The 17,968-nt window shown below is 64.7% G+C and carries 13 protein-coding genes; 7 read left to right on the top strand and 6 right to left on the bottom strand.

Features of this window, described 5'->3' with window-relative positions:
• Positions 1 to 10: 10 nt before the first annotated feature.
• The 4 genes from AC1DPX_RS15690 to murA form a co-directional block, all read right to left on the bottom strand.
• Positions 11 to 1,528, bottom strand: a complete 1,518-nt coding sequence (locus AC1DPX_RS15690; RefSeq protein WP_477237887.1) for an ABC transporter substrate-binding protein — start codon at positions 1,526 to 1,528, stop codon at positions 11 to 13.
• Between the two features lie 148 nt (positions 1,529 to 1,676).
• The gene (gene murQ / locus AC1DPX_RS15685; RefSeq protein WP_477237885.1) at positions 1,677 to 2,600 is read right to left on the bottom strand and encodes an N-acetylmuramic acid 6-phosphate etherase; all 924 of its coding nucleotides are present in this window, start codon (positions 2,598 to 2,600) and stop codon (positions 1,677 to 1,679) included.
• A gap of 160 nt (positions 2,601 to 2,760) precedes the next feature.
• On the bottom strand, positions 2,761 to 3,645 hold the full coding sequence (locus AC1DPX_RS15680; protein WP_477237883.1) for a glucosamine kinase nucleotide-binding domain-containing protein: 885 nt from the start codon (positions 3,643 to 3,645) through the stop codon (positions 2,761 to 2,763).
• Complete coding sequence (gene murA / locus AC1DPX_RS15675) at positions 3,642 to 4,898, bottom strand: UDP-N-acetylglucosamine 1-carboxyvinyltransferase (protein ID WP_477237881.1); 1,257 nt, start codon at positions 4,896 to 4,898, stop codon at positions 3,642 to 3,644. The genes AC1DPX_RS15680 and murA overlap by 4 nt, the downstream gene beginning before the upstream one ends.
• A gap of 164 nt (positions 4,899 to 5,062) precedes the next feature.
• On the opposite strand from murA, the gene AC1DPX_RS15670 reads away from it, so the two are divergent.
• A complete protein-coding gene (locus tag AC1DPX_RS15670; RefSeq protein WP_477237879.1) occupies positions 5,063 to 5,923 on the top strand; it encodes a MurR/RpiR family transcriptional regulator in 861 nt (286 codons plus the stop codon).
• Between the two features lie 5 nt (positions 5,924 to 5,928).
• Here AC1DPX_RS15670 and AC1DPX_RS15665 read toward each other — a convergent pair whose 3' ends face one another.
• Together AC1DPX_RS15665 and AC1DPX_RS15660 are read right to left on the bottom strand one after the other, a co-directional pair.
• The gene (locus tag AC1DPX_RS15665) at positions 5,929 to 7,284 is read right to left on the bottom strand and encodes a glutamine synthetase family protein (protein ID WP_477237877.1); all 1,356 of its coding nucleotides are present in this window, start codon (positions 7,282 to 7,284) and stop codon (positions 5,929 to 5,931) included.
• Positions 7,285 to 8,032: 748 nt separating this feature from the next.
• The gene (locus AC1DPX_RS15660; protein ID WP_477237875.1) at positions 8,033 to 8,731 is read right to left on the bottom strand and encodes a GntR family transcriptional regulator; all 699 of its coding nucleotides are present in this window, start codon (positions 8,729 to 8,731) and stop codon (positions 8,033 to 8,035) included.
• Between the two features lie 387 nt (positions 8,732 to 9,118).
• Between AC1DPX_RS15660 and ftsZ the strand changes: the two genes are divergently transcribed.
• From ftsZ to AC1DPX_RS15630, 6 genes are all read left to right on the top strand, one after another.
• Complete coding sequence (ftsZ, locus tag AC1DPX_RS15655) at positions 9,119 to 10,150, top strand: cell division protein FtsZ (RefSeq protein WP_202355466.1); 1,032 nt, start codon at positions 9,119 to 9,121, stop codon at positions 10,148 to 10,150.
• A 205-nt stretch (positions 10,151 to 10,355) separates the two neighbouring features.
• The gene (locus AC1DPX_RS15650; RefSeq protein WP_477237873.1) at positions 10,356 to 11,741 is read left to right on the top strand and encodes an SWIM zinc finger family protein; all 1,386 of its coding nucleotides are present in this window, start codon (positions 10,356 to 10,358) and stop codon (positions 11,739 to 11,741) included.
• Positions 11,738 to 13,165 (top strand): DUF5691 domain-containing protein, encoded by a 1,428-nt coding sequence (locus tag AC1DPX_RS15645; protein ID WP_477237871.1) that lies wholly within the window; start codon positions 11,738 to 11,740, stop codon positions 13,163 to 13,165. Before AC1DPX_RS15650 ends, AC1DPX_RS15645 begins: the two co-directional genes overlap by 4 nt.
• Before the next feature lie 31 nt (positions 13,166 to 13,196).
• Positions 13,197 to 14,276: an ATP-binding protein gene (locus AC1DPX_RS15640; protein WP_477237869.1), complete on the top strand. Its 1,080-nt coding sequence runs from the start codon at positions 13,197 to 13,199 to the stop codon at positions 14,274 to 14,276.
• 4 nt (positions 14,277 to 14,280) lie between these two features.
• Complete coding sequence (locus tag AC1DPX_RS15635; protein ID WP_477237867.1) at positions 14,281 to 16,524, top strand: DUF5682 family protein; 2,244 nt, start codon at positions 14,281 to 14,283, stop codon at positions 16,522 to 16,524.
• A complete protein-coding gene (locus AC1DPX_RS15630; RefSeq protein ID WP_477237865.1) occupies positions 16,517 to 17,752 on the top strand; it encodes a VWA domain-containing protein in 1,236 nt (411 codons plus the stop codon). The genes AC1DPX_RS15635 and AC1DPX_RS15630 overlap by 8 nt, the downstream gene beginning before the upstream one ends.
• The last annotated feature ends 216 nt before the right edge of the window (positions 17,753 to 17,968 follow it).

Here is a 17,968-nt window from a genome sequence, read left to right as displayed (position 1 = left end):
GCCCGAAGCGCTACTGCTGGATGGTAACCTTGCTCAGGCTGAATAGCGTGCCGGTCGGCGTCGGCACGAAGCCGGCGATGTTCTTCTGCTGGGCCGTGTAGCTGTAGGACGTGTAGAGCCAGATCCACGGCGACATCTCGGCGAGATGCTTTTCGAATTCGGCGAAGATCGCCTTGCGTTTGGTCGGGTCGGTCTCGGCGCGGCCCTGCTGCATCTGGCTGTCCAGCGTGTCGTCGATGTAGTTCGCCACCTTCTGCAGATTGCCTGCCTTGGTCCAGTAGCGGTTGTACATGGTGTAGGGGTCGGCGCGGCCGCCATTGAGCGCGATCGCCATATCGAAATCGCCCTTCAGCCAGGCATCGACATAGACGTTGAGCTCCATCATCTTGATGTCGAGTTTGACGCCGATTTCGGCCAACTGCGACTGGATGACCTGCGCCTCCGCCGCCGCCGTCGGCGGCTCGCCGGTGGCGCCGATCACGGTCGCCGAAAAGCCGTCGGCAAAGCCGGCCTCGGCCATCAGCTTCTTGGCCTTGTCGAGATCGCGCTTGTAGCAGAACAGCTGGCTCGGATCGGTCGCCAGCGCCGGTATGGTCAGCGGTCCGGTGACCTTGCCTTCGCCGAGCGAGGCGGTGTCCAGCACTTCCTGCCGGTCGATGGCGCAGGAGATCGCCTGGCGCACCTTGAGCTCGGTCATCGGCTTGCGCGATGGGTTGAGCTGCAGCACGTGATAGGCGAGCACCGGCACGCGGTTCAGCTGCAGGCTGGCCTCCTTCGGCACCAGCGTGGCGACCAGCGGATCGTTGAGCAGCGCGAAATCAATCTGCTTGGTGCGCATGGCGGCCAGGATCGCCGCCTCGTCCGGCAGCACACTGATCTCGATGCCGTCGACGCCGGTCGCGCCGCCGGCCCAGTCCTTGTTGGCGCTCAGCACCTCCTTGGCGTTGGGATCCCATTTGTCGAGCTTGAACGGGCCGGAGCCGAGCGCCTTGGTGCCGATCGAGCCGGCCTTGATTTCGCCGGCCGGGACGATCGCCGCGTTGACGTCGCTCATCGCCGTCAGGATCGGCACGTCGGGCTGCGACAGATGGAACACGACGGTCGCCGCATCCGGCGTGTCGATGCTGGCGATCGACAGGAAGTTGGCGCGGGCGGCGGCACCCGTCTTCTCGTCGAGAATGCGCTCGAACGACGCCTTGACGTCGGCGGAGGTGACGGCCGTGCCGTCCTGGAATTTCGCCTTGGGATCGAGCTTGAAGGTCAGTTCCTTGCCATCCTTGGAAAACTCCCAGGAGGTGGCGATTGCCGGAATGATCTGCAGGCTGGCATCGACCCGCACCAGCGGTTCATAGATCAATTCCAGGAGCCGCAGCGACGAAAAGGCCGTCTGCTTGTGCGGGTCAAGCCCGGTGGCGTCCTGCGACCAGGCCATGTGCAGTGTTGCCGCCTGCGTCGAAACCGTGGCGATGCCGAGCATCGCGGCAACCGTGATGCCCGACAGCAATGTTCTTGTGAGATGCCTTGTCATTTTCGTCTCCCATTATGATTTGACTTGATGCCTTGCAGTTTCCGCCGACCGCTTCCAAGGCACACATGCTTCGGAGTATCGGCCCAGTCTATGCGGCTTCGCGCCGTCTTGTCTAAAGCGGCCTCTTGCCGTCTTGTCTCACGCGGCTTCATGCCATCCGGTCGCTGATTGCCTTTCGCAGGAAACCGCCGGCCTTGCCGAGGGCGGCTCGTGCCGTCTCGGTATCGAGGCCCGTGATCGTCACCAGGATCGCCAGCTTCACGTCGTTGCTTGTCTGGTGGAGTGCCTGCCTGGCCTGCTGCGCGGAACAGCCGGTGGTCTGCATGACGATCCTGGTTGCCCTCGCCACCAGCTTCTTGTTGGACGGGTTGAGGTCGACCATCAGATTCTGAAAACTCTTGCCGATGCGGATCATCGAAGCCGTGGTCAGCATGTTGAGCACCAGCTTCTGCGCGGTTCCGGACTTGAGCCTCGTCGAGCCGGTGAGTACTTCCGGGCCGACGACCGGCGAGATGGCGATGTCGGCGATGCCGGCAATTGTCGATGCCGGATTGCACGACAGGGCGACTGTTGTGGCGCCGACCTGCTTGGCATATTTCAGTCCGCCGATGACGTAAGGCGTGCGCCCGCTGACCGCGATGCCGACCACGACGTCGTCTGGTGTTAGCCCGATCTCCTGCAACGCCTTGGCGCCCATTTTCGGGTCGTCCTCGGCGCCTTCCGTCGACCGCACCAAGGCGTCCGGGCCGCCGGCGATCAGGCCGATCACCATGTCCTCGGGCACGCCGAAGGTGGGCGGACATTCCGAGGCGTCGAGTACGCCGAGCCGGCCGCTGGTGCCGGCGCCGATGTAGATCAGGCGCGCGCCTTTCTGGAAGGCAAGCACGATGCGGTCGACCGCAGCCGCGATTTCCGGCAGCACCTTTTCGACGGCAGCCGGGACAAGCCTGTCCTCGTCATTGATCTTGCGCAGCACATCGATGGTCGGCAGCAGGTCGATATCCATCGTCCGCGGGTTGCGGCCTTCGGAAACCAGCAGGTCCAGTTCGGACATCAACCCTTGCTCGGTCATTCCAGTGCTTTCAAAAATTCTTCTGCCTGCGTCCGACATGGCCCGACGCGCCAGGGCGCACGGACGTTGGATACGTCATCGCAGTCTTTCTTTGTTAACTTTTTAGAATTGGATATTCGTATCGTCAACAGGATATTGGAATATTTTATTCCTAGTTTCGCTAGGCCTGCCGTACGCAGAGCGATCTCTTGGCGAGGATGATCGCGCCGGACACGGCGTCGCCGTCCGCGGGCTTCAGCCGGCGCCGGACATCGGGCGAAAGCCAGGGTTCGAGCGGGCTGGCGAGGCCGCCAAGCAAGGTCACGCGCGGCGCGCCTTTTTCGAACAGCACCCGCACCAGCGTGTCGATCTGCTCGGCGGCACTTTGCACAATGCGTCGCCCGGCCGGATCGCCCTGGTCGGCATGGCGCATCACCATCGGCGCCAGCGCGGCGTAATCCGTGGCGCTGGCGCGGTCCATCCAGGCGACCGCTTCCATCGGATCACCCTCGAAGCGCTGCATCACCTCGGCCAGCAGCGCCGTCCGCTCGTGCCGGTCGTCATGGGCGCGCAGCGCCAGTTGCATGGCTTTCAGGCCAAGATCGGCGCCGCTGCCTTCGTCCGAGATCGGAAAACCGTAGCCGCCAACGCGCAGGTCGCGGCCTTCGGCGAAGCCGAGGCCGATCGAGCCCGTGCCGGCTATGACGATGGCGCCGTCCTGGCCGGAATGCGCGCCCAGACAGGCGCCGACGCCATCGCTGACGAAATCGATGCTGGCGAAGGGATGTGCGATCGCACGCAACGCCTCCAGCGCGCCCTTGCGGCCGATACCCGCAAGACCGATGCCGGCGCGTATCCGAGCGGCCTCGGCCGGCCCGAACCCGGTCTCGTCGATCGCCGCGCCAAAGGCTTTGGCAATCGAGGCCCAGGCCGCGTCGATGCCGAGCCGGGTCGTCGCTGGGCCGGACAGGCCTTGTCCCAGCACGTTGCCTTCAGCATCCTCGATGCGAGCCCGGCAGCCGGTGCCGCCGCCGTCGACACCGAGAAAATAGTCCCGGCCGCTCATGGGCTCAGCCGTTCGATGTCGGCGCCGCAAAGACGCAGCTTGCGGTCCAGCTGCTCATAGCCGCGATCGAGGTGATAGACGCGGTTGATGATCGTCTCGCCCTCGCTGACCAATGCCGCCAGCACCAGCGACACCGAAGCGCGCAGGTCGGTGGCCATCACCTGCGCGCCATGCAGTTTCTCGCCGCCGCGCACCAAGGCCATGGTGCCCTGCAGCTTGATGTTGGCGCCGAGCCGCATCAGTTCGGGCACATGCATGAAGCGGTTCTCGAAGATGGTTTCACGCAGCAGCGACGCACCCTCGGCGCAACACATCAGCGCCATGAACTGCGCCTGCAGATCGGTCGGAAAACCCGGATAGGGTTCGGTGGTGAGGTCGGCGGCTTTCAGCGGACGGTCGCGCGACACGATCAGCCCGCGGTCGCCGGGCCAGACGCTGACGCCGGTGGCCTCCAACAATTGCACCACCGAGGCCATGTGCTCCAGCCGGGCATGGGTGAGCTCAAGCTGGCCGCCGGTGATCGCCGCGGCAATCGCATAGGTGCCGGCCTCGATGCGGTCCGGAATGATGTCGTGCCGGGCCGCATGCCAGCCGGTATCGCCGGCGATCAGGATGCGGTGCGTGCCGGCGCCCTCGATGCGCGCGCCCATGGCATTGAGGCAAGCGGCGAGATCGGCCACTTCCGGCTCGCGCGCCGCGTTGAGGATCTCGGTTTCGCCCCTGGCCGTGGTCGCTGCCATCATGGCGGTTTCCGTTGCCCCGACCGATGGCGAACTGAGCACGATGCGCGTCCCGGTCAGCCCGTTCGGCGCCGAGGCGACGATCAAACCATTCTCGATGGCGATCCTGGCGCCAAGTGCGGCGAGGGCGGCGACATGCATGTCGACCGGCCGCGCGCCGATGGCGCAGCCGCCCGGCAGTGAAACCCGGGCGTGACCGAAACGCGCGAGCAACGGCGCCAGGACCAGCACCGTCGCGCGCATTTTGCGCACCGTGTCATAAGACGTTTCCTTGGACACGGCGGCACTGGTATCGACCGTCGCGGCATGCGCCGACCGCGTCACCTCGGCGCCGTGAAGCCGCACCACACCCAACATATTCTCGACGTCCGTCACGGCGGGCAGATTGCTCAACTCGAGCGGGTAGGGGCTGAGCAGGGCTGCCGCGATCTGCGGCAAGGCAGCGTTCTTGGCGCCGGATATGGTGACCGCGCCTTCCAGTCTTCGACCGCCGACGATCCGCAATCTGTCCATGGCTGAACCCTTGTGTGGCGAAAGACGGGCGGCGGTCCGGTCTCTCCGGGAGAGCCATTCGATTCCCGAACCGGGCCAGTTCGAGAATTAATTCTGCGTTCTTGGCTGTCAATCGAAATTGGAATATTTTATTCCTCCAAGCATCGAAGCGCTCCAGAGGGTTCATGTCCGTTCTCAAGCAGATCCATGCGAAGCTCGACGGCATGGCGCCCGGCGATCGCGAGATCGGGCAGTACATCGTCGACAATCCAGACCAGATGCTGCGCCTGTCGACGGCAGCCCTTGCCGCCGAGATCGGCCGCAGTCAGTCGAGTGTCGTCAAGTTCAGCCAGAAACTCGGTTATGCCAGCTACCAGGAGCTCAAGCTCGCCGTCAGCGAGGCCAAGGCGCAGGACTGGCAGGTGCCGGCGGGCGTCATCCACGGTTCGATCGAGGTCGGCGACACCTATCCGGTCATCCTGAAGAAGCTGATCGGCAGCAAGCTTCTGTCGATGCAGCAGACCGTCGCCGCCAACACCGAGCGCATCATCGGCCGCACGCTGGAGCTGCTGGACGGCGCGCGCCGCATTCATCTGGTCGGCGTCGGCGCCTCCTCGCTGGTGGCGCGCGATTTCTCCTACAAGCTGATGAAGCTCGGCCGCAACGTGCTGCACGACAGCGACAGCCACATCCAGATGGCCAACGCCGCGACGCTCGGGCCCGGCGACGTGCTGTTCGCGCTGTCCTATTCCGGCGCCAGCATCGAAACCTTGCGCATCGCCGAGCTCGCCGCCAAGCGCGGCGCGATGGTGATCGCCGTCACCGGCCTGCACGACAATCCATTGAGCCGGGTCGCCGACATCCGCCTCTACACCATCGCCGACGAGGAGCGCGCGCGCTCCTCATCCATCACCGCGCGCGACGCACAGCTGACGCTGACCGATCTGTTGTTCATCCTTTTGCTGCAGAAGCAGCCGGACGCCAACGACTATGTCCACAACAGCGAGGCCGCGGTCTCGGTGCTGAAGGCCGAGCGATCCTCGTAGGCAGCTCAGACGCTTTCGAGGTAGGTCTCGATCTCGAAGTCGCTGACGTTCAGCGCGAAGGTGTTCAACTCCTGGCGTTTGCAGGCGATGAAGGAGTCGCGCAGGATCGCGGGGAAAATCTCCGCCACATGCGTGCCGCTTTCGAAGGTGGCGATGGCGGAGGCCCAGTCCGGCGGCAGCTTGGCTGGTACCGCGCCTTGCCCGTCGCTCCCGGTCGGCTCGCCCGGCGACATCTGTCTTTCGATACCGATCAGTGCGGCGCCCAGTATGGCGGCGAGCACCAGATAGGGATTGGCGTCCGCGCCCGACACGCGATGCTCGATGCGGCGCGCGGCCGTCGGGCCGCCGGGAATGCGGATCGCGACCATGCGGTTCTCGTAGCCCCAGGCGACCGCGGTCGGCGCATAGGAGCGCGGGCGAAGCCTGCGGTAGGAATTGAAGTGCGGCGCGAACACCAGCGTGCTCTCGGCCATCGCCGCCAGCAGCCCGCCGACCGCGTGGCGCATGGTTTGCGAGCCCTGGTCGGTGCCGTCGTCGAACACGTTGCGGCCTTCGGCGTCGACCAGGCTGAAATGGACGTGGAAGCCGTTGCCGGCCCGGTCGCCATAGGGTTTTGCCATGAAGCAGGCGGCAAAGCCGTGCTTGCGGGCAATGCCCTTAACCGTGCGCTTGAACAGCACCGCATCGTCGGCCGCCCGCAGCGCGTCGGCGACATGGTTCAGATTGATCTCGAACTGGCCGACGCCGTTTTCGGCGATCGCCGTGTCGACGGGAATGCCTTGCGCCCGGCAGGCTTCGTAGACGTCATGGATGAAGGCCTCGAAATCGTCGATCTCGTCGATCGACAGCGCCGCGTCGGAATCGAGACGCCGCCCGGTGACCGGTGACACCGGCCCAACCGGCCGCTGCGATTGCGGATCGACCAGATAGAATTCGAGTTCCGTCGCCGCGACCGGGGTCAGGCCGAGCGCCTTGTAGCGGTCGAGGATGCGGGCCAGCGCCCGCCGGGGATCACCGAGATAGGGCGCGCCGCTTTCGTCGGCCAGCCAGAGCGGGACGAGTGCTGTCGGATGCGCCGTCCAGTCCACCGGTAGGATGCCGCGTCCCGTCCATTGGCAAAGCCCGTCGGCATCGCCGGTCGAGAAAACCAGGGTGTTGCCTTCGATGTCCTCGCCCCAGATGTCGAGCCCGATCAGCGAATAAGGCATGCGCAGCTTGCCCTCCAGCGCCTTGCGGGCCTGCTCCACGGGAATGCGTTTTCCCCGCATGACGCCGTTGAGGTCGCACACCGCCGCCCTCAGGCTCTGTATGTCGCTTCTGCTTTCAAGCCAGCTCAGAACGTCCGCAATTGCATCGCTCAATTTGAAACCTCTGGTTTTCGAAGGTGCCCGACCCCTGCCGGCTGCACCATCCCTGATTAAAATGCTTGTGAGTTTTCGGAAAGCTTATCCGGTTGACGCCGGATATTTTTCCTTATTTTTTCAAGTCACTAGCTGGGATGTCGGGAGGCATTTCAAAACCAATTGCGCGATCTGCGATCGCAACATAGAGGCAAGGAGGCGGAAAGCCAAGGGGCATTGTGGTCGTGTGGTCGGTTTGAAAAGCTTTGAGAGATCGCGGACATCGTTGGGCTGATCGAGGCTAAGGAAGCTGAAAGCCGGCTGTGTGCCGCCCATACCAAAAGGGCGTTGCCGAAGTCGGAAGACGCGTTACGGCCTGCAGCGAAATGATCTTAACTAGCCTTGTGCCATATCAACCGATGATAGGTCGGAGTGGATGGCTTAATTGGCGGCGTTTAAGATTACAGTTCTCATTGTTGGATGGCTCGGCCTCCTGTTCGTCGGGTTGTTTGTCCTTGGAATGTTCCTGGGAGGAGGTCATGGGGAGGGCTCCCCATGGGCGGCGATCATTGGCATCACTTGGGTGATTGCCTACTGGCCTGTTACGTTGGTTGTGCTCGGCCTAGGATTTTGGGCTTCGAACTGGTGGACGAAGCAGGGGTAGCGACCACCCGATTCAATCTGATCCACTGACGGCATTCGGCATGCCGGCTTCGCCGCCGGGCAGGCACGATCGGTCTTTGGGTCGAGCGACGATCGCCCGGCGATCCTAGCGCCCGGCGCCCGGAAATCTGGCCTGCCGCAGGATGTGCGCGGCGCCTTCTTCGATGTCGCGCACGATGGCTGAGCGGGCGCGCGCCGCGTCCTGCGCCTCGATCGCGGCGACGACTTCCTCGTGATAATCGATGTCGAGGATGGGGGAGAGATCGTCCTCGAACCCCATGGCAAGGTTCCGGAGGAAGGGGCCGACCTGCATCCAGACGGTTTCGATCAGGAAGATCATCTGCTCGTTGCCGCAATGGCGATAGATCGAGAATTTGAAGGCGTAGTTCTTCCTGAGATAATCGTCGATGTCGCCCTCGCGCGCCGCCAGGGTCAATTCGCTGCTGTGGCGCCGGATCGTGCGCAGATTGTTGCCGTTGATGCGCTTTGTCGCGAGTTCGGTCGCCGAGCCTTCCAGGATCGTGCGCACGGCGGTCAATTGCGAAAATCGTTCGGCCGAAATGACCGGCACCTCGACACTGCCGTTCGGCATCGGGCTCAGCGCCCGCAGCGCCTGCAGCCGCATGAAGGCGCTGCGCACCGGCATGTCGCTGGTGCCGAGTTCCTTGGCAAGCTTGCGTGACGTCAGCTTCTGGCCGGGCGTGAACTGGCCCGACATCAGCGCCCGGACGAGCTCCAGATAGACCTTTTCATGCAGGGGCACGCTGTCGATGGCGCTCAACCCGAATTGTGTTCTGTCGGCCATTGGCGGGGGCGCTACTTCATTCGTTCTGAGATATGGCCTGACGACAACAGCCGCGGTTGATCCTGATCGGCCGAGGACGGCGGGACACCGAAGTCGATATATCGGCACATGATAGACGCCTCAATCGTTATGCGGCAAGCTGTTAACAATGCGGCCAAGGGCAGGTCGCGTGGCAAAGATGCAGGCGCGCGGCACCTCCGTTGCCGTCTGCAATATCGCGATCACAAATCTTGACCTTCCACGCACTTGCACGTCCGGCCGCTCTCTGGCTTTTTGGGACACCCATCCGAACGGACTGATTCGCGTCATGCCGCTCGATTGCAATGTCCTGGAGGCAGTCTGCTTGTGGGTCGTGAAGCGCGCGAATTTGACGAAGGAGAAGCAGGCATGGCCGAGTTCAAGAAGCCGGAAATCTCCGAGATGAGGCCCAAGATCACCGTTATCGGCGTCGGTGGCGGTGGCGGCAACGCCATCAACAACATGATCGCGGAACAGCTTCAGGGAACCGAATTCATCGCCGCCAACACCGATGCCCAGGCGCTGACCATGTCGAAGGCGACACGGCTGATCCAGCTTGGCGCGCATGTCACGGAAGGCCTTGGCGCCGGCTCGCTGCCCGAGATCGGCCGGGCCGCGGCCGAGGAATCGCTCGACGAGATCATGGACCATCTGGCCGGCACGCATATGTGTTTCGTCACCGCCGGCATGGGCGGCGGCACGGGAACCGGCGCTGCCCCGGTCATCGCGCAGGCGGCGCGCAAGGCCGGCATACTGACGGTGGGTGTCGTCACCAAGCCCTTCACCTTCGAGGGCCGGCGCCGCATGCAGATGGCCGAGGAGGGCATCGAGCGGCTGCGCGAAGCCGCCGACACGGTGATCGTCATCCCCAACCAGAACCTGTTCCGCATCGCCGATGCCAAGACCACCTTCGCCGATGCGTTCGTGATCGCCGACCGGGTGCTTTATTCCGGCGTCAGTTGCATCACCGATCTTATCGTCAAGGAAGGCCTGATCAATCTCGACTTCGCCGACGTCAAATCGGTCATGCGCGGCATGGGCCGCGCCATGATGGGAACCGGCGAGGCCTCGGGCGAAAGCCGGGCGATGAAGGCGGCGGAAGCCGCGATCGCCAATCCGCTGCTCGACGAAGTGTCGATGAAGGGCGCCAAGGGCGTTCTGGTCTCGATATCGGGCGGCCGCGACATGACCCTGTTCGAGGTCGACGAGGCCGCCACCCGTATCCGCGAGGAGGTCTACGAGGATGCCGACATCATCGTCGGCGCCATCTTCGACAAGAGCATGGAAGGCCGTTTCAGGGTCTCGGTGGTGGCGACCGGCCTCGATAGGGCGATCGCCGATGCCGATGCCGGCATCGCCCATGACCGCGCTGTTCAGTCACCGTTGCGGACGCTGCAGTAAGGCCTATCCGTCGCACAAGCATTCTCCCGGGAGACAGCGCTGAAAAGCAGCTGGCTGCCTGCGGGCCAGATCGGCCGGCGCAACTATTGCAGTTGGCTGTATCGACCTCTATCCCTCTGCTGCTACAAGAATCCGTCACATCGGGCCATCTATACTGGCAACCGGAATTCGTTCGAGCGACGGGAAGCGCGGCTTGGAATTTGACTTGAAGACCATCGAAGCGCTCGCGCCCGACCAGGCGTCGTTGAGCGCGGCCTCCAAGTTGACCAGGCAATCGAACTGGCCCCGGCTCGAAAAGAACGAAGAACTGGCGCTTATCTGGGGCGAATGCCAGGGATCCGGCTCCAACCCCTATCGCGTCGTCGTCGACACCGGCGACCACGGCTACAAATGCACCTGTCCGTCGCGGAAATTCCCCTGCAAGCACACATTGGCGCTGATGTGGATCGCCGCCACCGCGCCGGCGAGTTTCACCGCCGCCGGCTCGACGCCGGAATGGGTGAACGACTGGCTAGGTCGTCGCCGCAAGACCACGTCACCGCCGGCCGCACCGGCGCCCGGCGTGGCCGGCAAGAGCATCGGCGAGGCCTCGCGCGAGGAAGATAGCACCGTTGTCGAGGACGCAGCCGCGATCGAGCGCCGCGAGGCCGCGCAGCGCAAACGCGCCGAGGATAGGCGGTCCTCGGTCTCGGCGGCTTTGGACGAACTCGATCAATGGATATCGGATCAGTTGCGGCTTGGTCTCGCCGGTTTTGTCGACAACAGCAGCGATCGGTGCCGCCGCATCGCGGCACGGCTGGTCGACATGAAGGCGACGGCGCTCGCCGGCCGCATCGACGAGATTCCGTCACGGCTGATGGGGCTGCGCAACGAGGAGCGGCCGGACGCGGCGATCCGCGAACTCGGCAAGCTCGTGCTGCTGGCCAAGGCCTGGCGCTCGACGCCTGACGATGCCGAACTGAGACGGCTGGTGTCAACCTCGGAAAGCCGCGAGCAGGTTCTGGCTAATCCCGAGGCGATCCAGGTCGAAAGCGTCTGGGAGGTGCTTGGCGAGAAGATCGAGACGCGCCGCGACGGCCTTGTCAGCCATTCGACCTGGCTGCTCGATCTGAACAGCGCCGCCCCGCAATTTGCTCTCCTGCTCGACTATTTCCCCGCCTCTGCCGGCCGCCGGTCGAACGCCTTCACGTCGGGTGATCGCTTCGATGCAAGGCTGGTCTTTTATCCGGCGCGTCAGCCGCTAAGGGCGCTGGTAGTGGAGCGCAAGGGCGATGTGTCGTCAGCGCAATGGCCGGATTTCGGCTTTGACGTAGCCGATCCGCTGGCGGCCCATGTCGCCCACCAGGACACAGCCCCCTGGCTCACCGATAGTCCGGTCATGCTGCCGCCCGGCGCGATCCTGCTCGACGATCGCGGCGATGCCTGGTGGCAATCCGCCGATGATCCGCACGGCATCGCCCTGCCGATCGCCGATGCCGTCAGTCCAACATTGCTTGGTCTCGACCTCGCGGCAACGGCAGCGCTCTGGAGCGGCAGCCGGCTTCATCTTCTGGCGGCGCAAAGCGGCTTCGGGAGGCTTGACCTGTCGTGAACGAGATCGAGCAGACGGGTCTGGCGACCATGCGCGATTGCTGGATCACCGGCGGAACCAGCTTTGACCTGGCTCCGGCCGCCTGGAAGGACATTGCCGCCGGTGCCAACCCCGACGAGCGTGAGCGCCGATTGCTGGCGATCGCCGCGCAAGCCCTCGAAATCGCCTTGCGGCCGGCAGCGCCGAAGACGCTGAAGCGTCGCCCGCCGCTGCCTGAACTTGCCCTGCCGATGCTGCCCGAGCGGTTGCGGCCGCTTTTGCGGGCGGCGCTGAAACAGGCTGCCGACGCAAGGAGCAAGTCGCGCGTGGTGGCCCTCGTCGCCAGCCGCGGCTTCGTGCTGCATCCGATGGACTGGATGCCCGCCGCGTCGGATCAGACCAGCCCGGATGTCTACGCGCCCTGGATCGATTGGCAGGCTGGCGTGGATGGCGAAAAACACACGAGCCGGGAGCAACTGACGTCGCAGAATTGGGACGAATTCTATCCCGCCGCGCGCCGCACTGCGCTGGCCGATATGCGCCGCACCGCGCCGGCTGTCGCCCGGCAGTTGATCGAGACCAGGGGATCAACCGAGCCGGCGGAGGTCAGGCTTGCGCTCATCGCACTCATGCATTTCGGCCTGGGACCCGATGACGTGCCCTTCCTGAAAAGCCTGTCTACCGATCGCTCGGGCAAGGTCCGCGAACTCGCCGGCCGGCTGCTGGCGCGGTTGGGGCAGCATGGCCAGCCAGGCGATGGCGGGCCGGAAGATCCGATATCCGAACTCGCCGCCTTCATCGCGGAAGGCAAATCCGGCTTCATCCGCCGCCGCACCACCTACACGCCGGCAAAGCTGAAATCCCCGGCGCAGGAACGGCGCCGCGCTGAACTGTTCGAAACCTGCAATTTGGTCGACCTTGCCGCGCGTTTCGGCGTCACCGAATCCGACTTCATCGGCGCATGGCAGTTCGGCGCCGACAACAATGTCGATATCCTTGTAGCCCGCATGGTCGCAGCGTCGGGCAGCGATGCGGCGGTCACGCACATGGCCGACACGCTTGTCGCCGAGGGTGGCAAGCCGGCGCTTTTCGTCCTGCATTTGATGCCGCGTCTGGACAGTCGCAGGCAACGCGTCCTGATCAGGCTGATCCTGAAGGACACGCAATATCTTGGCGCGCTCAGTCTGGCCGAGGGCGTCGAAGCAGGCTGGCTGGACTGGGCCGACCTGACCAACGGCAAGACGCTGCCGGCACTGCGCACCGCTGTCGCGGGCAACGATGACGCCGTGAAGCGCGGCGTCGACCAGCTTCTGGAAACGCTGGGCTTTCTCGCCACCGCGGAGGCGGCGGAAAAATTGATCGGCGATGTCGTCGCGGCCGGCATGGCGCCGGCAGCGCCTTCGCTCGCTCTTCTGCGCCTCAACGCATCCCTGACCGGCCCTTGAGCCAACACATGATCAATCCGGAGAACAGCAAATGAACGCAGCCATCCGTCTTCCGGTCGAGCAGGCCTACGCCGGCGAATTGCAGGCGCTCGCGCGCAATGACGACCGGCAAAGGCCCGCCGGCTGGAGCCTGTCGCCAAAGGCGGTGCTGACCTATCTCCTCGGCGGAAAGGCTGACGACGGCACGCTGATCACGCCCAAATATGTCGGCCGCCGCCGGTTGATGGAGACCGCCGTGGCGACGCTTGCCACCGACCGCGCGCTGTTGCTGCTCGGTGTTCCCGGCACCGCCAAATCCTGGGTGTCGGAGCATCTCGCCGCCGCCATCATGGGCGACTCGACGCTGATCGTGCAGTGCACGGCCGGCACCGACGAGAACCAGATCCGCTATGGCTGGAACTACGCGCAGCTTCTGGCCAAAGGCCCGAGCCAGGAGGCGCTGGTGCCGACGCCGCTCTACCGCGCCATGCAGGACGGCAAGCTCTGCCGCCTCGAGGAGCTGACGCGCATGGGGTCGGATGTGCAGGACACGCTGATCACCGTGCTGTCGGAAAAGATGATGCCGATCCCGGAACTCAACACCTCGATCTACGCGCAGCGCGGCTTCAACATCATCGCCACCGCCAACAACCGCGACAAGGGCGTCAACGAATTGTCCTCGGCGCTGAAGCGCCGCTTCAATGTCGTCGTGCTGCCCTTGCCCGAAGACATGGCGGAGGAGGTGGCGATCGTCTCCAAGCGCGTCGGCGAGATGGCCGGCGGTCTCGACCTGCCGGTGCCGAAGAATGTCGGCGAGGAGATCGCCCGCGTGCTGACCATTTTCCGCGAGTTGCGTTCAGGTGCAACGGCGGACGGCAAGGTGACACTGAAGACGCCCTCCGGGTCGCTGTCCACGGCCGAAGCCATCGCCACCATGGTCGGCGGGCTCAGCCAGACGGCCTGGTTCGACAGCGGCAAGCTCGGCGCTGAAGGCCTGGCCGCCAGCCTCGTCGGAGCGATCGTCAAGGATCCCGTGCAGGACAAGCTGGTGCTGGAGGAATATCTGGAAACCGTGCTCAAGAAGCGGCCGGACTACGCCGGCTATTACGCTGCCTTGAACGCCGCGATCTGACGCCATGGCGCTTAGCGACGTTTCCTATTTCGGCATACGCCATCACGGGCCCGGCTCCGCCGACAGCCTGATGCAGGCCTTGCAGGAGTTGAAACCGGTCGCTGTGCTGATCGAGGGACCGGCCGACGCGTCGGCGCTGCTGCCATTGCTCGCCCGTCCCGAAATGCGGCCGCCTGTGGCACTGCTGTGCTATCCTGAGGACGATCCGGCCTCGACCAGCTTCTGGCCCTTTGCCGAGTTCTCGCCGGAGTATCAGGCCACGCTCTGGGCCGTCGCCAACAAGGCGGCAGTGCGCTTCATCGACCTGCCGTCTTCGGCGCGGGTAGCCCCGGTTGAAGCCGCGGAAAAAACCGATGGAACGGAAGTCCCTGTCGAGGCTGAGACGGCGCCGCATCTGCGCGACCCGATCGGCACGCTGGCGCAGGCCGCCGGCTATGAGGATGGCGAGAGCTGGTGGGCCGACATCATCGAGCAGAACCCTGAGCCCGGCCCGATCTTCGCGGCAATAGCCGACGCGATGACGACGCTGCGCGAAGGCGAAGGACCGCTTGCCGAATTCGAGGCAAAGCGCGAAGCCCATATGCGGCTTGAAATCGCGGCCGCGTGTAAGGAATTCGACGGACCGATCGCCGTCGTCTGTGGCGCCTTCCATGTGCCGGCACTGCAGGCGACACGTCCGCTCAAAGAGGACCAGGCCATCCTGAAAGGGCTTGCCCGGCGCAAGGCCACGATGACCTGGGCGCCATGGACCGGCCCGCGCCTGGCGCTCGGTTTTGGTTATGGCGCCGGTGTCGTCGCCCCCGGTTGGTGCAAGCATCTGTGGCGCACGCGAGGCCGGCATGACGCGGCGACGATGTGGCTCGCCATGATCGCTGCGGTGCTGCGGGCAAAGGGACACATGGTCTCGACCGCCTCGCTGATCGAGGCCGAAAGGCTGGCGCGCGCGCTGGCTGCGATCCGCGAGCGGCCAAAGCCCGGCTTCGAGGAATTGCGCGATGCCGCGATCGCCGCTTTGTTCAACGGCGAAGCGGTGCTGTGGGCACTCGTCGAAGCCGAACTGCTGCTGGGTGCGGATGTCGGTGAAATTCCGCCCGATACGCCGCTGGCGCCGCTGATCGAGGATCTGCAACGCAACCAGAAGGCGGCGCGGCTGAAGCCCGAGGCGCTGGAGCGCGAATTGTCGGTCGACCTGCGCAGCGAAAGCGGTCTCTTCCGCTCGACCTTGCTGCATCGCTTGAACGTGCTTGGCGTGCACTGGGGCAAGCTGACCGACAGCGGCCGCAGCCGCGGCACGTTTCGCGAGCGCTGGACCCTGTCGTGGGAGCCGGAATATGCCGTTCGCCTGGTCGAGAACCTGGTCCATGGGCCGACCATCGAAAAGGCCGCCAACGGCCGGCTGATCCAGATGATTGGTGCCACGACATCGCTCGATGCGCTGGCGGCACTGGTCCAGGGCGCCATCACGGCCAATTTGTCGGAGGCCTCGACGGCCGGCCTGGCGGCACTGGAGGAACGCGCGGCGCGCAGCAGCGAATGCCTGGAAATCCTGGCATCGGTGCCGCCGCTCGCCGACATCATCCGCTATGGCGAAGCCCGCAAGACCGAAACGGCCCGGCTGTCCGGCCTGCTGGAGCGGCTGATCGTCGAAGGCGGCATCGCGCTCGTCTACGCCGCACGCGACCTCGATGCCCAAGCTTCCTCGGCGCTGGTCGGCGCTATGAGGAAAGCCGACGAGGCGATCAGGCTGGTCGAGCCCGAACAGGACGTTCTGGACGCCTGGCGCAATGGATTGGCGGCGGTGCTGGACGGATCGCGATCGACCGCACTCGTGGCGGGCTGTGCCGCGCATCTGCTTTACGAAGCCGGGCACCTGTCCGCCGAAGCCGCTGCGGGCCTGATCGAGCGGCGCCTGTCGCCGGGCACGCCAGTCGCCGAAGCGGCTGGGTTCTTCGAGGGTTTCTTCAGCACCGCCGGTCAAAGGCTGATCTATGATGAAAGCCTGCGCGGCGCGGTCGATGCCTGGCTCAAATCGCTCGACGAGGACGCCTTCATCGCGCATCTGCCGCTGCTGCGCCGGGTGTTTTCGCATCTGGATTCGATGGAGCGGCGGCGGCTGATCGAAGCCGTACTTGGCCGTGTCAGGCGCCTGCCTGCCGGGCTGACGCCGACGCCAAATGGCGATGAGGCCTGGCGCCGGCATCTTGAGCGGCTTGGACCGTTGCTGATGGGTGGGAACGGCAATGGATGACGACGTCGACATCGGCGAAACGGCGCCAGCCGGCGACGACCGGGAGCGTCGCTGGCGCCTGGCGATCGGCGCGGATGACGAATCTTCGTCGGCGTTGTCCGACAATGACAAGCGGCTGTCGGCGGCGCTAGATGCACTCTACGGCGATGGGGCCGGCGATGCGGCGGCCGATCCGCGCAAGCGGCGCGGCGGGCTCGGCCGCTCGGCGCCGAAAGTGGCGCAGTGGATGGGCGATATCAGGTCGTTCTTTCCCGCGCAGGTCGTGCAGATCGTCCAGAAGGATGCCTTCGAGCGGCTCAATCTGAAGCAGATGCTGATGGAGCCGGAATTCCTCAAGGCGATCGAGGCCGACGTCAATCTCGTCGCCGACCTGATCTCGCTGCGCTCGGTCATGCCGGCCAAGACCAAGGATATTGCGCGCACGATCATTGCCGATATCGTCGCCAAGCTGATGCAGCGGCTGGAGCAGAAGACCGCCGAGGCGATGCGTGGCGCGCTCGACCGGTCGCAGCGCACCAACCGCCCGCGCCAGCGCGACATCGACTGGCCGCGCACCATCACGGCCAACCTTCGCCACTACCAGGCCGAGCACAAGACGATCGTGCCGGAAAAGCTGGTCGGCTTCATGCGCAAGCAGCGCAGGCTGGTCGATCTGGATGAGGTGGTGCTGTGCGTCGACCAGTCGGGGTCGATGGCAAGTTCGGTGATCTACGCCTCGATCTTCGCCGCCGTGATGGCGTCCTTGCCGGTGGTGCGGACCAAGCTCGTCTGCTTCGATACGGCGATCGTCGACCTGACCGAGGAACTCAGCGATCCGGTCGAGGTCCTGTTCGGCGTGCAGCTTGGCGGCGGCACCGACATCAACCAGGCCGTCGCCTATTGCGCCGACCGTATCGAACGGCCGACCAAGTCGCATATGGTGTTGATCACCGACCTCTATGAGGGCGGCAACGGCCAGGAATTGCTGCAGCGGCTGGCGGCGCTTGTCCGCTTGGGCGTCAATGTCGTGGTGCTGCTGGCGCTGACCGACCAGGGCAGGCCGGGCTATGACCCGAAGATGGCGGGCTCCGTGGCAGCACTAGGCATCCCGGTCTTCGCCTGCACGCCGGACCTGTTTCCCGACATGATGGCTGCGGCCTTGCGACGCGAAGACGTCGGCGCATGGGCGGCAAGCGCCGATATCAAGCTGGTTCGCGCCGAGGACGCCAACCCGGCGGCTGACGCCTAAGTCGCGCTCAACTCGGCGTCATCGAGCGGCAATCCCAGACATACTCGAACAGCCGGCGGTGCTGATCTGCACGCCGGATGGGGGGCCGCTCGTATCGCCATTCACGGACATCGCCAGACGGTCGGCCGAAGCTTGCTTCGGTCGCCATGTCGCGATTTGCACAGGGGTTGCTTGACTCCGATCGCTCGTTGTGAAAAATTTTGCAGTAACTGATAA

The sequence above is a fragment of the Mesorhizobium sp. 01N446 genome, assembly GCF_056399285.1.
The sequence above is the reverse complement of the archived record's forward strand: the minus strand, read 5'-3'. Positions and strand labels throughout refer to the sequence as shown.

Excerpts from the sequence above, each read along its gene's own strand:
- AC1DPX_RS15690 (WP_477237887.1), bottom strand. The coding sequence starts at position 1,528 with ATGACAAGGCATCTCACAAGAACATTGCTGTCGGGCATCACGGTTGCC.
- murQ (WP_477237885.1), bottom strand. The coding sequence starts at position 2,600 with ATGACCGAGCAAGGGTTGATGTCCGAACTGGACCTGCTGGTTTCCGAA.
- AC1DPX_RS15640 (WP_477237869.1), top strand. The coding sequence starts at position 13,197 with ATGAACGCAGCCATCCGTCTTCCGGTCGAGCAGGCCTACGCCGGCGAA.
- AC1DPX_RS15670 (WP_477237879.1), top strand. The coding sequence starts at position 5,063 with ATGTCCGTTCTCAAGCAGATCCATGCGAAGCTCGACGGCATGGCGCCC.
- ftsZ (WP_202355466.1), top strand. The coding sequence starts at position 9,119 with ATGGCCGAGTTCAAGAAGCCGGAAATCTCCGAGATGAGGCCCAAGATC.
- AC1DPX_RS15635 (WP_477237867.1), top strand. The coding sequence starts at position 14,281 with ATGGCGCTTAGCGACGTTTCCTATTTCGGCATACGCCATCACGGGCCC.
- murA (WP_477237881.1), bottom strand. The coding sequence starts at position 4,898 with ATGGACAGATTGCGGATCGTCGGCGGTCGAAGACTGGAAGGCGCGGTC.
- AC1DPX_RS15680 (WP_477237883.1), bottom strand. The coding sequence starts at position 3,645 with ATGAGCGGCCGGGACTATTTTCTCGGTGTCGACGGCGGCGGCACCGGC.
- AC1DPX_RS15660 (WP_477237875.1), bottom strand. The coding sequence starts at position 8,731 with ATGGCCGACAGAACACAATTCGGGTTGAGCGCCATCGACAGCGTGCCC.
- AC1DPX_RS15630 (WP_477237865.1), top strand. The coding sequence starts at position 16,517 with ATGGATGACGACGTCGACATCGGCGAAACGGCGCCAGCCGGCGACGAC.